The sequence below is a fragment of the Bradyrhizobium sp. ISRA430 genome (assembly GCF_029909975.1).
Taxonomy (GTDB): Bacteria; Pseudomonadota; Alphaproteobacteria; order Rhizobiales; family Xanthobacteraceae; genus Bradyrhizobium.
Map to the genome: position 1 here is coordinate 6,783,586 of NZ_CP094516.1, position 16,327 is coordinate 6,799,912.

Consider the following 16,327-nt stretch of genomic DNA (forward strand, 5'->3'; position numbering starts at 1 on the left):
CATCAACTCAAGCCGCAGGTTGATTGCATCAGATGCCGCCTCGGCCGTCATACGCGTTCAGCGCGGTGTCGAGGCACTCGATTAACGCTCGTCCGGCAAAGGGCTTGGCGAGGAAGCCAATGGCGCCGGCGCCCAGCGCTGATGCGCGCACGCGGTCGTTGGGGAAAGCCGTAATGAAAATGAATGGTGCATCGTAACCACGTGTCCGCATCTCTGCCAACAGCTCCAGACCGCTCATAGCCGACATCTGCACATCGGTAATGACACAGGATGTCTCATTCAATTGCGGGGACCTCAGGAGTTCCTCGGCCGACGCAAATATTTGGGCGATGTAGCCACGCGATTTCAAAAGATTCTCTGTCGCCGCACGGACTGAGGCGTCATCGTCAACGACGGAAATCAAAGGCGTGGGCAAGACGAGCCCTCCTGAAGGGGGAATAGCGGCTGCAAGCATTAGCCACCTTCGGCGAAAAGTGGGCTCGACCGATGAAATTGTAAAATCATACTTGGGTTTGTTCAGGACGATTGGCGCGAATTCCCAACGTCTCAGTCATTCTGATCAAGTCGGCCAGCGACCGTGCACGCATCTTCTTCATTACGTGTCCCCGGTAGATCTTGACCGTAATCTCGGCGAGCCCAAGCTCGGCGGCGACCTGCTTATTCATCAGGCCGGCAGCGACCAGTTTCATCACCCCCTGCTCGCGCGGGCTTAAGCTCTCAAATCGAGACTGTAGGTTCGCGACGATCTGCTGAGCCTCCCGTCTTTTGCGATCGCGTTCGGTCGCCGCAACCACGGCATCAAGCAGTTCCTGATCGCGAAACGGTTTGCTGAGAAAATCGACCGCTCCTTCCTTCATGGCCCTGACAGTCATTGGAATGTCGCCATGGCCGGTAATGAAAATGATCGGAATATGTATGTTCAACCTTGCGAGCTCGGTCTGGTAGTCAAGGCCGCTCAAGCCCGGCAGCCGGACATCAAGAACCAGACAGCTAATAACGTCCGGAATTGTGCTCTGCAGCATTTCGCGCGCCGATCCGAATGCAATGACGTCTAATCCTACCGATTGAAAAAGGTTCGTAAGCGAGCGACGCATGGAGATGTCATCCTCGACGACGAAGACGATCGCCTTTGTCGAGGCCTCGGCATTGCTGGCTTCACCTGGCGAGTCAAATCGTCCTGTCACGAGACGGCTTCCTTATGCAGCGGCAGGGCAAACTCGAAGGTCGCGCCCGGTCCATTTTTGTGGACCATTGACAGCCGTCCTCCGTGAGCTTCCACGATCGACCGGCAGATCGAAAGACCCATTCCAAGGCCACTCGATTTGGTGGTGAAGAAAGGATCCAAGACGCGGTCCGCGTCGTCCTCGGCGATGCCGACGCCGCAATCGGTCACGGCAAGCTGGACGTGCCCCACATCGTCCTTTGATGATTGAATCAGCAGTTCGCGCGTCCGATCGGTAACCGCGTCCATGGCTTCGATTCCGTTCATCACCAGATTGATGATTACCTGTTGTAGCTGAATCCGATCGCCGAGGATCGTAGGCAGCCCTGCCGTCAACTCGGTTCGTAACGTCACTCGGTGGCTCACCAGCTCTCGTGTTACCAGCGCAATGACCTCCTTAACGACCTCATTGATGTCGAGCGGCACCATCTCAATCTCGCCTTTCTTCGCGAGCGCGCGAATACGACGGATCACCTCGCTTGCCCGGATTGCGTCTTCGATGATCCACTCCACCGAAGAGCGCGCAGCGGAAAGATTAGGAGCTTCCCGCCCCATCCAACCGAGGCACGCATCGGCGTTGCTGATAATAGCGGCGAGTGGCTGGTTTATTTCGTGGGCGATGGAAGTTGTCAGCTCTCCTAAGGTCGTTACACGCGTTACATGCGCAAGCTCCGCTTGTGCCTTTCGTAGCTCTTGTTCGGCTTGATCGGCGCGAATGGTAGCGGTGATGTCAGTGCTGACGCCACGATAGCCGAGAAAATTGCCCTTTCCATCGAAAAAAGGCTTGCCACTCGTGCGGACATAGATCGGAGATCCTGTCCGATTCACGGTGCGGTAGACGAGATCCCGAAATGGAAGATGGGCCTCCAACGTCGCCCGATGCTGCCGCCACTTCTCGGGCTCCTCTTCGACGTCGCACGCAATGTCCCAGCGAAGCAGGCCCATCAATCCTGTCGCCAAAATTCCCGCAGCGCTGGTGTGCTCGGATAAGTGAGTGACCTGATGATCCGGCCCGGTCTCCCAGAGCCAGTCGGAAGCTGTTTCGGCGTAGTCGCGAAAGCGCTGTTCGCTTTCGCGCAGCGCGGCAAGTGTGTTTTCCAGGCGTTCCCTAGCTGCGTGTTGCTCGGTGACATCCATATGTGTTCCGATCAGCTCGCTGACGTTACCATCGCTGCCGACCACCACATGTGCAACGGAGTGTATGCGTCTTATCCCGCCATCCGGTAGAAGGATACGAAAATCATATTCGAACCGCCCCTCCTTGTGTTCAATCGCTTGGCGCTGCACCTCCTGTAGCCGCGGCAAGTCGTCCGGATGGATGCGCGATCGAATGGTCTCGATCGATACCGGCTCTCGTGGGCTAAAGCCAAACAGACGATCGACCTCGGCGGAGCGATACACGAAATCTAGACCGTAGACGTCCCAGGACCAGCTGCCCGTGTGACTGAGATGCTGGGCTTCGGCCAGATAGGCCTCGCTGCGGCGCAGCTGCTGTTCTGCTCGCCTCGCCGCCGTAATATCCGTAGCTGCCCCAACAAACTCGATGTCACCAGAGGCTGTTTTCGTCGCTCGTGCCTGCGCATGGATGTGCTTTACCGAGCCGTCCGGTAGCAGAAGCCGGTATTCGTGCTCGAAATCGCTCGGGTCTCGCATCGCGCGATCGATAATCTCTTTAACCGAAGCCCTATCATCTGGATGAGTGCGCTCAACGACGAGCTGCGGCCCCGGCGCCACTGTCTGAGGATCTAATTGGAAAATGCGAAATGTTTCCTTTGACCAGAAGGCCTCGCCCGTAGTGGTGTTCCAGCTGAAGCTGCCTGTGTGACTCAACTCCTGCGCCTGGGCCAAATGTGCTTCGCTCCGCTGCAGGGCAAGTTCGGTCCGCCTTCGCTCCGTGATATCTTCGCAGGCGATAAGGACAATGGGCTGCTCATCGGCCCAGAGCATGGCTTTGGCGTTTTCACGTACCCACAACACCGAGCCGTCCTTCCTGACTTTCTGGACGTCCCACGTGCGCGTTTGTCCGACATCCTCAAGGCACGTCCGAACGCATTCGCGAACGAACGCGCGATCCTCCTCGAGAAATACGTCCAGCACGGATCGACCGATCAGTTCAGCACAAGCATAGCCGAGTTGTGTGGCGCCGAATGTATTGACGTTGAGGACAGTGCCGGCTTCATCGACCATGAAGTACATGGCCGGATTGTGCTCGAAGATGGCGCGCCACCGTTTTTCGCGATCCTCCAAATCGGCCGCACTCCGCTGAAGCTTGGCCGCAGCCACACGCGCAGCCTCTCTTTCCTGGCGGAGCTTTCCGATCAGGTGCGCTCCCACAATCGAGGCAATAAAGAATGCAACAACCACCGGCAGATCTTGGGGGTCACCGATTCGTAGGCTGAATGCCGGCGGCGCAAAGTAGTAAGCGAGAGCAGCGATGGCTACGATGCAAAGCGCGGACGACGCGATGAAGCTGCCCATCACAGAAAGCAGCAATACCACTAACAAATAGGCGAACGCCGTCGCGGCGAAATGCGCGTGAAGGTACAAGCAAGCCAGTGTTACCACGGCCAGCGTTATGCTGCCGAAGGTAAACTGAAGGGCAGAATGTTCTAAACTGCTGATTTGGCTACGCATTCTGATACCGTCCGGCCTGTTCTCCGGCGGGAGAGCTATAACATTTTAGGCAAAAATAGGGCGATACTCGGCACCAGCACCCGCTGGCGAGCGCTTCCGAGATCGATTGCTTGGTGCTGAACTGAGCACGCGCGGAGAAAAAATGCATCACAGACCTACGTATAGTTGTCCTAAACCTTTCAATATGGCGTGCTGACACGAGGGCAATCGAAGCTCAGATGTCTGCTTTCTTCCGCTGGCGATTACTCCGGTTTCTTCCGCTGGCGATTACTCCGGGCAGGCGCTCGAGGCTGCTGCCGAGGACAACGCCCTTACGCCAGCCGCACGAGGACAGCGGCTGCAGTTCAGTCAAGACATTGAGCCGGAACAATCAGGCGCGCCTCGCCGAACCGGAAACAAAGACAAGCTGCCGGACCACTCATCTCGCCGGTACGATCGGTCACGCGGAAGAAAGCGCAATGGTCATGTGCCGAGATACGAAGGCGAAGTTGCGCGACTGCTTTGTATGCCCTAGGGCCATCACGCCTAAGTGCGAAGGACTTGTCTCCGAGTCGTTGGCCGGAATCGAGCGCGCGCAGCGACGCCGAACCGACACTAGCCGTGTGCGAGCCGCCACGGCTCTGTCGAGGCGCCATCTTATCCGTGCTGATCACACCCATCACGATCTGAGGCGGCAGCGCGGACCGTAACAAGGGATGACGAGTTGCGTCAGCAAGATCGCTACCACGTCGTTGGTCGGACGAGGCAAACGCAGTGACCGCGCACATGGGCAATTGTGGGCGGACCAACGCCTAGGTCCGTCCGGCTAAACACGTTCTGTCGCAGTCCTGTTATCTGGCCCGGCAAAATGTTGCAGAAGCGTTCAGATGGCCAGGAGCGAGGCGACGAAAGACGCGCTTGAAAATGACTGTTAAAAACTCCTACTCTTTTGCTAGGCTAGCATGTTTTTGAGGGCGGCTGCCGGGGGGCGACGCGGGGCAAGGGTTGCCCACTGGAGATCGCGCGAGAAAGTTCCGGCTCCTGTCAAGTCGGCTGTGTCGATTCGAACCACGAGAAATGTGGCTGCGCTTGCATTCGATGCGTCTTCGAACGGCGGCGGTTAACATCCGGGGCCTATCTCATCGTGTGTCGATAGTGTTGGAAACAGTGGGCTGGTTGAGCCGAGCCTGCAGCGTCGCGTGCTCGAGCTCGTCCTCCCACCAGGATACGAACACGGCGGCGATGCCATTGCCGGTGATGTTAGTAAGGGCGCGCACCTCGCTCATGAACTTGTCGATCGAAAACACGATTGCCATGCCCGGCACCAGCGCTGGGTTGACCACCGATAACGTCGCAGCGAGCGTGATGAAGCCCGCGCCGGTGACGCCGCTTGCTCCCTTCGACGTTAGCATTGCCACGAGCAGGATCGTGAGCTGCTGGCCAAAGGTGAGATCGACCCCGAGTGCCTGGGCAATGAACAATGTCGCAAGTGTCATATAGATATTGGTGCCGTCGAGGTTGAAGGAGTAGCCAGTTGGCACCACCAGGCCGACCACGGGCTTGGAGCAGCCCAGCCGTTCGAGCTTCTCCATTAATTGCGGCAGCGCGCTTTCAGAGGACGATGTGCCGAGCACGATCAGAATCTCGTCCTTGATATAGACAATGAATTTGAAGATTGAAAAGCCGACGAGGCGCGCGATCAAACCGAGCACCACCAAGACAAATAACGCCGCCGTCGCGTAAAACAGCGCGATCAGACCGATCAAATTGCCGAGTGCTGCCGGCCCGAACTTGCCTATAGTGAAGGCCATGGCGGCGAAGGCACCGATCGGAGCCGCTTTCATGATGATAGCGATCACGCCGAACACCGCGTGCGCGACGTCGTCAATCATGCCTCGCAGCCGCTCCCCACGGTTTCCCAACGCCATCAGCGAAAAGCCGAATAGGATCGCGAACAGGAGAACCTGCAGAACATCGCCGCGGGCGAAGGCGCCGACCACGCTATCGGGAATGATGTTGAGAAAGAAATCGACGGTCTTCGAGGCTTCCGCCTGCTTGACGTAATTGGCGACCGCCGCAGCATCCGGCTTGACAGCAAGGCCATGACCGATTTGGACCAGATTGCCCATAAGAAGGCCCAACACCAAGGCAAAGCTGGAGACGATCTCGAAATAGACCAGCGCCTTGACGCCGACGCGCCCGACTTTCTTCGCATCCTGAATATGCGCAATACCAGATGTGACGGTGCAGAAAATAATCGGCGCGATCACCATCTTGATGAGCTTGATAAACCCGTCACCGAGCGCCTTGACCCAGTCGTTGGTCGCGACAGACGGCCATAAGCAACCGACCATGGCGCCAATCAAGATCGCGATCAGCACCTGCACGTAGAGAATCTTATACCAAGCTTGCGACGCGCGTGCGGGCGCCGCAGTTGCCATGGTGGTCATGACGCTTCCTTCCCGAATATACTCGAATGTGAGCCGCCGCGTCGTGAGAGACGACAGCGTCATACGAGACTCATCATTTTAGCCATGTCCGATTGAAGGACGGTTCCGAGAGCCGGCGCGTCGTTCCAAAGGCAGGCGTTCAGTTGCGTTATCCTTTCTCGTTAAGCAAGATATGCACCAGATGCCCAAAGTGCGCCCGATTAGGCAGTCTCGGACAATCCGTCTGTCTCCGGGCGGCATCGGTTTGAGTGCTCGGGCCGCGTTCGCAAGGTCGAACAAAAAGTTGCAGCGAGACGCGTAACTTGATCGCTGGGCGCATTAGCGGAGTCACGTCTCGGGATGGAGGCCCGAGCGTGATCGATATGCGCCGACTGCTGAGATGGATGCAACAGTAGGTGACATTGGTAAAATTGATAGTTTGGATTGTACTCATCCACGCGATGGAAGCCTGGTTTAGGAGCTCGATTGCGCGGCAATAATCTTGAATCGATGCACTGCGTTGTCGCTAGCGGCAAAGCTCGTTCGTGCACGGGGCATTTGTCGCCAGGCCTGTGCTAACGATGCGCATTAGGCAGATTGGTCGAGAGGCGGCCTTCGCTCTCGGCTCCTCGCGCCTTTTGCCGCGTCGCAGAAGCAGCGTTACGATGATTGCTCAGCTAGATCGTTCGTTGCTGCCAAAGAGCAGGGTTCCTACGATCCGTTCCATTACCGGCGCGGCGAGTGCGGCGTTTGAGTCGCCGACAAACCAAATAGGCATCTCTCGCGGCGTCAAATTCTGCCGTTTCGTTGCGCGGCTTCGCTGTCTGCTCGGCAACAAAGATGCCAGAAATCTGACACAGCGTTAGGTCCACGCCACAGCGACGTCGACGTGTATGCGAATTTCTCTCACGTTGAGCATAGAGCGCCACAGTTCGCGCGCGGCACAGGAATTGCTGATGACGAACGAGGAGGTGCCGCCGTCAGATGGATGCAAGCGGCCCTGTCACAGGAGTTGCCGATGAGACTTGCGATGCTGCTCTTGCTCGCAGAAACGACGCGCGAGAATGTGGCGGCCGCCACGAAGTGCGGCGCGACTAAAGGTCGATCCGCGCCACATACCTGGACGAGTCGGACGTGCAGGCGATCACTGGGCCCGTAAGGCGACCTGCTTTCACTTCTAGGCTGACGCACATGGATGTCTTTTCGGCAGAGATCTCGCAATCCGTTGCGCTCACGATTGAGCTTGCCAGCGTGACGACCGTGATCCTCCTCGTGATTGGTGTGCCCCTCGCTTGGTGGCTAGCGCGCTCAAAGACTCTTTTGAGCGAGGCGGTGGCGACGATGATCGCCCTACCGCTAGTGTTACCGCCGGCGGCTCTCGGTTTTTGCGTACTCGTGTTGCTCGGCCCCAACGGGCCGGGTGGCGTTCTCGCCTCTTTGTGGGGCGAGCGCACGCTCGCTTTTACCTTCGCAGGAATCGTGATCGGATCGGTCCTATCGGCGCTGCCGTTGGTGGTGCAGCCGATCCGTAACGCCTTTGTTGCAATAGGCGATCGCCCGTTGAAAACTACGGGGCGCGTTTCGTCGTTGTATGCCTTCATTACCATCAGCGGGCCGCTGGCGCGATTGGAGTTTGTCAAAGCCGCCGTGGTTGGCTTTTCTCATACGATCGGCACATTCGGCGTCGTGATGATGATCGGCGGCAACATTCCTGGGCGCACCAAGGTGTTGTCAGCTTACGTCGTAGACTACGTCCAAGCATCGCGCTGGCGCGAGGCGAGTGTGGTTGCCGGCGGTATGGTGATGTTCGCCTTTGCGGCAATCTTCACCCTAGCCCTCATCGACAGACACTGTGCCAGGAGAGGCACCGAACCGTCTTAGGCTTGCCGGCCGGACATATCCGATCACGACCGAGCAGCAGTATTGCAAGCCGGATCCATCCATTCTTGCGAGGCTACAATGAACAAGCTTGTTATGGCCGTGGCGGTTGCTGGAATCGGCTTCAATTCAGTGCACTCCTCGCCTCTGCCCGAAGCGACGGCCGATGACGTCGGCGTTTCTCAGCAGCGCCTCACCAAGCTAGACGAGTTCTTCGCTCGCGAAATCGCGAGTAAACGCGTGCCGGGTGCGGTGGTTGCAATCGCCAGAGACGGCAAGCTGATTCACTACAAGGCGTACGGGCAACTCGATCCTGCAAAAGGAAAGTCGATGCGGCTCGACGCGATGTTCGCGCTTGCGTCTATGACCAAGCCGATGGTGGCCGTTGCGGGGCTTATCCTCATGGAGCAAGGTCGCCTGCCTCTACAGGCCAAGCTTACGGATTACTACCCGGAATTCGCAAACATGAAGGTGGGAGTGCCACAGCATGACGGCTCATTGGAATTTCAAACGCAGAGTTCTCCGATCTACATTCACGATCTATATCGCCACACATCCGGGCTCACCTATGGCGCGCCCCCCGACAGCTCAGACCAAGTGGCGCGTCTCTATCCCGATTTCGCCGCTCCGCCACTAAGGGGCGATAAGCAGGCGTTCATCGAAGCCATTACCAAGCTGCCGCTGGCGCACCAACCGGGGACGGAATTCGAATACGGCTTCTCGACCGATGTGCTGGGAGCTGTCGTGGAACAGGTCAGCGAACAGCGATTGGGCGACTATCTTGCCAGCAACCTGTGGAAGCCCATCGAAATGCAGGATGCCACTTTCCATTTGTCGGAATCACAACGCGAGCGCCTCGCGCATCCATTTCCAGACGACCCGCTGACAGGAAAGCCACAAGGCATCGAACTCCTCGAAAGTCCGACGAAGTTTGACTGCGGGGGAGCCTGCGCATTTGCGACAGTCGGTGACTACGTGCGCTTTGGACAAATGCTGCTCAACGGCGGGGAGCTCGATGGGCAGCGCATTCTCGGTCCGAAGACGGTGCGCCACATGATCTCCGACCACCTCGGGCCAGAGATCAAAAATAAGGTCGCCAATGTGGAGGCGCACCGTGCCGGCTTCGGCTTCGGGCTCGGAGTGGCTGTACGCATAAACGAGGGTTTCTCGGCGGTTCCGGGCAATCCTGGTGAGTTCACCTGGACCGGCGCCTACGGGACACAATTTTTCTGCGACCCAAAGGAGCGTCTCGTCGTGGTGGTCGGAACGGCGGCGCCCGGAGAAATCCGGAAGTATTACCGCGAACAAGTCCAATATATCGTCTATGCTGCAATAATCCGATAATCCGCTTTCCGTCGAAAGTCTCGTCAACCGTTTTGGGTGGTAGGCAGACAGTGTTGCTAGTACGCATCGATGTCGACTGAAAGTCGGCGCCGTCACCTGCTATCCGCGTTGGCCGGATCGCGCCAGTGCTTCAACAACGAGATCGCCTCCGCTATCGCGAAGAAGCTCTCGCAAGCGGGTTTGGTGTCGCGATGCGCCAAGACGATCGCGCATTGCTATCGATCGGCTCGCGCGATGAACGCTCCTGTGATAGCTCTGCACGTCTAGGCTCACGCCCACGATCCTGTAGCGATGCCATGCGGCGAGCCGCTTTGAATCAAAGGCGGTCGGATCGATCAGACCTAAAAAGAAGGCAGTGTGGCATCCCGGCTCACATTGCGGCTTCTCTTCGTCGCTCGCTTGCGCAGTTGCGACTATGAGCGGCTTTAACGCTCCATTTGGTCAGCAATCGGCAAGTCTGATTAAGACTGGAGGGCAGTCCGGACGCCCGTCAACTGCACCAATTCTATTCAACAATCGGCATGACGCGTCAGTGTCGCGCTCGTGCAAGAGCGGGCATGACGTAGTCGCCGTTCAGTAGTGAACCATCGTTCTGCTCTGTTGAAGTGCTCACATCGACGTCCAAAACCGGACACCATTAGCATGACAGATCAATGGCGCAGCTCGTGGCTCGCTGGCTGGTTTCGACAGTCCGCAAATCCCCAAGCGGTGGCTTGGTATTTATCAAGTGTTTCGCTTCGGTGGCTTGTTTCTTGCTGAACGTCAGTAATTCGTTACGGCCGACGACAACTCACATGGAAGGCTTCATGGGTGGTGCAACGGAAACGTTCTACAGCGTGATCAGACGTCAGGGTATGACGCGTCGTAGTTTCCACAAATTCTGCAGTTTGACTGCCGCGAGCTTGGGACTTGGTCCGCTCGCCGCAAGCAGTATTGCCAACGCTCTGGAGACAAAACCGCGTGTGCCCGTCATCTGGCTGCACGGGCTCGAGTGTACCTGCTGCTCGGAAAGCTTTATCCGCTCGGCCCATCCCTTGATCAAGGACGCGCTGCTCTCGATGATTTCGCTCGACTATGACGATACGATCATGGCGGCAGCGGGACACCAGGCCGAAGCCATCCTGGAGGAAACTCGTGCCAAGTATAAAGGCAGGTATGTGCTCGCCGTCGAAGGCAATCCGCCGCTGAACGAGGGGGGTATGTTCTGCATTGACGGCGGCAAGCCGTTCGTTGAAAAGCTCAGGTCCATGGCGGAAGAGTCCATGGCGATCATCGCTTGGGGCACGTGTGCGTCATGGGGATGCGTGCAAGCGGCCAAGCCAAATCCGACTGGCGCGGCGCCGATCGATAAGGTGATCACCAACAAGCCGATCATCAAGGTGCCCGGGTGCCCGCCTATCGCAGAGGTCATGAGTGGCCTCGTGACTTTCATCACCACGTTCGGAAAGCTTCCGGAGCTCGATCGCCAAGGGCGTCCAAGTATGTTCTATTCCGAGCGCATTCACGACAAGTGCTATCGGCGTTCCCATTTCGACGCTGGCCAATTCGTCGAAGAGTGGGACGATAAGTACGCACGCAAGGGCTATTGCCTGTACAAGATGGGCTGCAAGGGGCCAACCACCTACAATGCCTGTTCGGCCCTTCGGTGGAACGGCGGCGTTTCATTTCCGATTCAATCCGGCCACGGCTGCTTCGGCTGCTCCGAAGACGGCTTCTGGGATAAGGGGTCGTTTTACGACCGACTTACAACCATCAAGCAGTTCGGCATCGAGGAGAACGCCGACCAGATCGGCATGGCCGCTGCCGGCGTAGTTGGGCTAACCGTCGCTGCCCATGCGGCGGTCACCGCCGTGAAGCGGTTGACCCACAAGCCGGATCGCTCAGCCCACAAAAGCGAACCGAGTTGAGGAGGGGCGACGGTGGCCGTCCAGACACCGAATGGGTTCAATCTCGATCGTTCAGGCAGGCGAATCGTCATCGATCCGCTGACGCGGATCGAAGGCCACCTGCGTGTCGAAGCCAATCTCGATTCCGACAATGTGATCCGCAATGCGGTCTCAAGCGGGACGATGTGGCGTGGCATCGAAGTCATCCTGCGCGGGCGCGATCCGCGCGACGCCTGGGCGTTCACCGAGCGGATTTGCGGGGTCTGCACCGGCACCCATGCGCTCACCTCCGTGCGCGCGGTTGAAAATGCACTAGGAATTGCGATTCCGCAGAATGCCAATTCGATCCGCAACATCATGCAGCTGTGCCTGCTCGTGCATGATCACCTCGTACATTTCTATCACCTGCACGCGCTGGATTGGGTCGACGTGGTCTCCGCGCTCAAGGCCGATCCCAAGTCGACCTCCGCGCTCGCGCAGTCTATCTCGCCCTGGCCCCTGTCGTCCCCTGGCTATTTTAAGGATTTGCAGATCCGGCTCACCAAATTCTTCGGATCAGGGCAACTCGGTCCGTTCAAGAATGGCTATTGGGGGCATCCGGCCTACAAGCTGCCACCGGAAGCGAACCTGATGGCTGTAGCGCATTATCTGGAAGCGCTGGACTTCCAGAAGGAGATCGTCAAGATCCAAGCTATCTATGGTGGCAAGAACCCGCATCCGAACTGGCTGGTCGGCGGCGTGCCCTGCGCGATCAACATCGACGGAACTGGTGCGGTGGGTGCGATCAATATGGAGCGACTGAACATCGTCTCCTCGATCATCGACCGTTCGATCGAGTTTGTCGAGCAGGTCTACCTGCCCGACATTGTCGCGATCTGCTCGTTCTATAAGGACTGGCTCCATGGCGGCGGACTTTCGAGCAAGAGCGTCATGTCCTATGGCGACATCCCCGAAAACGCAAATGACTGTTCCGCCAAAAGCTTCAAGCTGCCGCGCGGGGTCATTCTTGGTGGCAATCTCAGGGAGATACTGCCGATCGACCATGGTGATCCCGAGCAGATCCAGGAATTCGTCTCGCATGCATGGTATAAATACCCCAGCGATTGCTGTGGACTGCATCCCTGGGACGGTATCACCGAGCCGCGTTTCGAACTTGGGCCGAAACTCAAAGGCAGCAAGACAGATATCAAGGAACTCGACGAAGGCGGCAAGTATTCCTGGATCAAAGCGCCGCGCTGGCGCGGCCACGCCGTGGAGGTCGGGCCGTTGGCGCGATACATCATCGGTTATGCGCAAGGCAAAGCCGAGTTCAGGGAGCCGGCCGAGAGACTGCTCAAGGGGCTCAATCTTCCCCTGACTGCGCTGTTCTCGACGCTTGGCCGTACTGCGGCGCGGGCGCTCGAATGCCAGTGGGCGGCGCGTCAGATGCGTTATTTCCAGGATAAGCTGGTAATCCACATCAAGGCAGGCAATACGGCAACTGCCGATGTCAGCAGGTGGAAGCCGGAAAGCTGGCACAAGGAGGCCAAGGGCTACGGGTTCAGTGAGGCCCCGCGCGGTGCGCTTGGGCACTGGATCAAGATCAAGGGCGCCAAGATCGACAATTATCAATGTGTCGTGCCGACGACGTGGAACGGATCTCCTCGCGATCCCAAGGGCAATATTGGCGCTTTTGAAGCCTCGCTGATCGGTACCCCGATGGCCGATCCGCAGCGGCCCCTGGAGATCTTGCGCACGATCCATTCCTTTGATCCGTGCTTGGCTTGCTCGACCCACGTGATGAGTCCCGACGGCCAGGAGATGGCTTCAGTCAATGTTCGTTAACGACATGCTGGACAGAGCTCGGAAGCTCCTTGCCGCCGTCGATGCGGAACCGACTGAACGGAGCATCGGCGCTGGCATCGCCTACGCGCCGGTGCGACTGTGGCATTGGGTTAATGCGGCGGCCATTCTGATGCTGAGTTTAACCGGCTATGTCATTGGAACCGGGACACCGGCGATGTCGGGAGAGGCAAGCGGCAATTTCCTGTTCGGCTATATCCGCTTTGCTCATTTCTCGGCGGGATATGTGCTCAGTATCGGCTTTCTTCTGCGGATCTACTGGGCGTTAATTGGAAACGCGCATGCCATGCAGATCTTTTGGGTGCCGCTCTGGCGCAGGTGCTTTTGGCGCGAAGTGTACCACGAGATTCGCTGGTATGCGTTCCTTACAGTTGAGCCCGAGAGGCGCGTCGGGCACAACCGTCTTGCTCAGCTCGCAATGTTCTTCATGTTTACGCAGACGATCACGTTCATGGTCGTCACAGGCTTTGCACTTTATGGGCAAGGTGCCGGTACTGACAGCTGGCAGCACAAGCTATTCGGCTGGGCATTTTCAATTTGGCCGAACAGTCAGGACGTCCATACCTGGCATCATCTCGGCCTGTGGGTGATCGTGACTTTTGCGCTGGTCCACATCTACGCGGTGGTCCGGGAAGACTCATGTCGCGCCGGAGCATCTCTTCTATGATATCGGGTGAGCGCGGGTTTCGCGATTGACTGGGAAACGGATGCTGAATCCGGAAAACAAGAAAAGGATCCTGGTGCTCGGCATCGGCAATATCCTGTGGGCCGATGAGGGATTCGGCGTGCGGGTGGTCGAGGAGTTTCATCGCCGCTACGCCATCGATGACAACGTAACCGTCCTCGATGGCGGCACACAGGGGCTCTACCTCGTCAGTTTTCTTGAGCAGGCCGATTGCCTGATCGTGTTCGATGCCATCGACTATGGATTGCTGCCCGGGCAGTTGAAGCTTGTGCGAGATGACGAAGTGCCAAAATTTACCGCCGCCAAGAAGGTGAGCCTGCATCAGACCGGCTTTCAGGAGGTCTTGAGTGCGGCCGACCTGCTTGGCCGCCGCCCGCGAGAGCTCGCTCTCATCGGGTGTCAGCCGCTGGACCTGGAGCATTGGGGCGGTCCGCTGACCGCCCCGGTACGCTTTCAGATTGCGCCTGCGATTGAACTGGCTTGCAAACTTCTGGCGCAGTGGGACTCGCCGGCAAAGGCGCGGACCGCGCCGCTGCCTGCATCAGAACGGCTGTTGGCGAACAATATCGACCATGCAAATTATGAGATGAGGGCGCAGCCGATCTAGCGGCCCGCGACTGACCATGTGCCTTGGCTTGCCAATGACGATTGTCGAGACCGACGGCATCACGGCGCTGTGCGAGTATGGCAATGAACAGCGGCGCGTCTCGGTCGTGCTGCTCTCCGACGCCTCGGTCGGTGCCAAGGTGCTCGTTCATATCGACAGCGCGGTGCGGCTTTTGGACGAAAATGAAGCAAGGCTGATCTCGGAAGCACTTGACGGGCTTGAGGCCAGCCTCAACGGCCAGGACTGCGATCGCTTCTTTGCGGACTTGATCGGTCATGAGCCGCAATTGCCGGAGCACCTACGCTAGCAGTTCCGCTCGCGGGTTGCGCCGACCAGGCTTGCTCACAAATCGAATTCCAGCCGCACGTAACCTTTGCATGGAAAATGTCAGGCGCTTCGAGCCGTTGGTTCGAGCAGAAGTCGCGGCCAGACGGTGATTGGCATGCGCCTTGCTATTACCCTGCCAGCAGAACCGAACATTATCAGAAAGGCGTGTGATGAAGCTGCAGCCGGCGCAGCATCGTCTGGCGCGGCCCGCTCCGTCCGACGTGGAGAGCGTCGGCGTCGATGCGCGCCTGGTCGCGCACGCTCCCGTGAGGGCGGCCGTGATGCCGCAGTCGGCAGCCGATCCCCTATATTTGCTCCGGATCATCCAGCCCGCGTTCTTCCGTCCTGAAATGGTCAAGGCGTTTCGGCGGCGCATGCAAGGTGCAGTGCCTGCACGCGGCGTAGGTGGCGAACTGGTTGAGTGGCTCGGCCTGCCTGGCCCGTCGACGCCGATCCTGTGCCATCGGCACGATAAACTCCGCCTGATCGGCAAGAGACCGGTTCGTTTGGTCACCATCAATCGCATCTCGGTACCGATGGTTCGGCCACATGCCGGCAGCGCTTGTGTTGGCAAGTGCATTGCCTCTCGATACAGCCAACGGAACATCGCATCATGAAAACAGCGATCCGCGTTGTGTCCGACGCCGCCGACTGGGCGGCGAGTGATCTTGCCACGGGCTCTGGAAGTCTCGATGTATTCCATAGCGGGTTGACGAGTGCGCTCGCCAAGCGCGCCTGGCGCGATGGCGACGAGCTTGCAAGGAACTATCCGAATGCCACCGCGCTGTTATCGAATGCCGCTGCTGCCGTTGGCAGCCAGAGAAGCGGCGCTCGGACGCAGCTGTACGGACTCGCGAATCTCAGCGATCCCGAGCGCAAGCTGATTGGCGAAGTGCTCGGAGAAGGTGAGGTCGGCGGAGCGGTTGCGCTGCCAGATGGTTCTTTGGCGCAAATCCGGGAGTCCGTGCTTGCGGGAATCTGGCGCGTGCGCATCGGGAGCGATCCGGCGCACGAATATCTTGAGGTCGGGGCGATTCCGCAGATTGTCCGGCGCGCCGCAACTGACCTGACGTCCGCCGATATTGTGATCGGCGCGGCGCCGGACGGCGCGATGAACGTGCAACCAGTGCTCGCCGAAATACGCGAGCGGGCGCGCGTCTGGCGCTTTGGCATGCGCGCGCATGTCATCAATCTCACCTTGCTTCCGATGAGCGTTATTGACCTGGCATTCCTGCAGCAAAGCGTGGGCAATGGCCCGGTCCAACTCATCTTCCGCGGCTACGGCACGTGCCGAGTGCAGGCGACCGGGATCAGGAACGTCTGGTCGGTGCAGTTCTTCAATTCTACGGACAATATCATCCTTGATACGCTGGAGGTCGGCAGCGTGCCGATTTTTGCGTTGGCTGCCGACGAGGATTTTCAGGACTCTGCCGAGCGCATGCAGGAAATTATTAAGGTGTACTTCACATGAAGAGCCTGGAGAACACTCGGCGT

General features: G+C 58.3%; 12 protein-coding genes and 1 pseudogene. 9 read left to right on the forward strand and 4 right to left on the reverse strand.

All coding sequences use genetic code 11. The annotated features are described in order from the left end of the window. Positions 1-28 precede the first annotated feature (28 nt). The 4 genes from MTX21_RS32265 to dctA all read right to left on the reverse strand — a co-directional run bounded on the left by MTX21_RS32265 (position 29) and on the right by dctA (position 6,285). Positions 29-415 carry a response regulator gene (locus MTX21_RS32265; RefSeq protein ID WP_280968616.1) on the reverse strand — a complete coding sequence of 129 codons (387 nt, stop codon included), beginning with the start codon at positions 413-415 and terminating at the stop codon, positions 29-31. Between the two features lie 85 nt (positions 416-500). Continuing rightward, a complete protein-coding gene (locus MTX21_RS32270) occupies positions 501-1,184 on the reverse strand; it encodes a response regulator transcription factor (protein WP_280971321.1) in 684 nt (227 codons plus the stop codon). After that, entirely contained in the window at positions 1,181-3,856 is a 2,676-nt protein-coding gene (locus tag MTX21_RS32275; RefSeq protein WP_280971322.1) for a PAS domain S-box protein, read from the reverse strand. The genes MTX21_RS32270 and MTX21_RS32275 overlap by 4 nt, the downstream gene beginning before the upstream one ends. A 1,118-nt stretch (positions 3,857-4,974) precedes the next feature. Then, positions 4,975-6,285 (reverse strand): C4-dicarboxylate transporter DctA, encoded by a 1,311-nt coding sequence (gene dctA / locus MTX21_RS32280; RefSeq protein ID WP_280968619.1) that lies wholly within the window; start codon positions 6,283-6,285, stop codon positions 4,975-4,977. Between the two features lie 1,170 nt (positions 6,286-7,455). On the opposite strand from dctA, the gene MTX21_RS32285 reads away from it, so the two are divergent. The 9 genes and pseudogenes from MTX21_RS32285 (at position 7,456) to MTX21_RS32325 (ending at position 16,304) form a co-directional block, all read left to right on the forward strand. Next, a complete protein-coding gene (locus MTX21_RS32285) occupies positions 7,456-8,145 on the forward strand; it encodes a molybdenum ABC transporter permease (RefSeq protein ID WP_280968620.1) in 690 nt (229 codons plus the stop codon). 78 nt (positions 8,146-8,223) lie between these two features. Next, positions 8,224-9,486, forward strand: a complete 1,263-nt coding sequence (locus MTX21_RS32290; protein ID WP_280968621.1) for a serine hydrolase domain-containing protein — start codon at positions 8,224-8,226, stop codon at positions 9,484-9,486. An 806-nt stretch (positions 9,487-10,292) separates the two neighbouring features. Beyond that, complete coding sequence (locus tag MTX21_RS32295; protein WP_280970857.1) at positions 10,293-11,393, forward strand: hydrogenase small subunit; 1,101 nt, start codon at positions 10,293-10,295, stop codon at positions 11,391-11,393. A gap of 12 nt (positions 11,394-11,405) precedes the next feature. Beyond that, positions 11,406-13,196 (forward strand): nickel-dependent hydrogenase large subunit, encoded by a 1,791-nt coding sequence (locus MTX21_RS32300; protein WP_280968622.1) that lies wholly within the window; start codon positions 11,406-11,408, stop codon positions 13,194-13,196. Positions 13,197-13,200: 4 nt separating this feature from the next. After that, positions 13,201-13,910, forward strand: a pseudogene (gene cybH, locus MTX21_RS32305) (Ni/Fe-hydrogenase, b-type cytochrome subunit). 11 nt (positions 13,911-13,921) lie between these two features. Further along, complete coding sequence (locus tag MTX21_RS32310) at positions 13,922-14,506, forward strand: HyaD/HybD family hydrogenase maturation endopeptidase (RefSeq protein ID WP_280968623.1); 585 nt, start codon at positions 13,922-13,924, stop codon at positions 14,504-14,506. Positions 14,507-14,522: 16 nt separating this feature from the next. After that, positions 14,523-14,813 (forward strand): HypC/HybG/HupF family hydrogenase formation chaperone, encoded by a 291-nt coding sequence (locus tag MTX21_RS32315; RefSeq protein WP_280968624.1) that lies wholly within the window; start codon positions 14,523-14,525, stop codon positions 14,811-14,813. A gap of 190 nt (positions 14,814-15,003) precedes the next feature. Next, on the forward strand, positions 15,004-15,450 hold the full coding sequence (locus tag MTX21_RS32320) for a hypothetical protein (protein ID WP_280968625.1): 447 nt from the start codon (positions 15,004-15,006) through the stop codon (positions 15,448-15,450). Beyond that, entirely contained in the window at positions 15,447-16,304 is an 858-nt protein-coding gene (locus tag MTX21_RS32325; protein WP_280968626.1) for a hydrogenase expression/formation protein, read from the forward strand. The genes MTX21_RS32320 and MTX21_RS32325 overlap by 4 nt, the downstream gene beginning before the upstream one ends. The last annotated feature ends 23 nt before the right edge of the window (positions 16,305-16,327 follow it).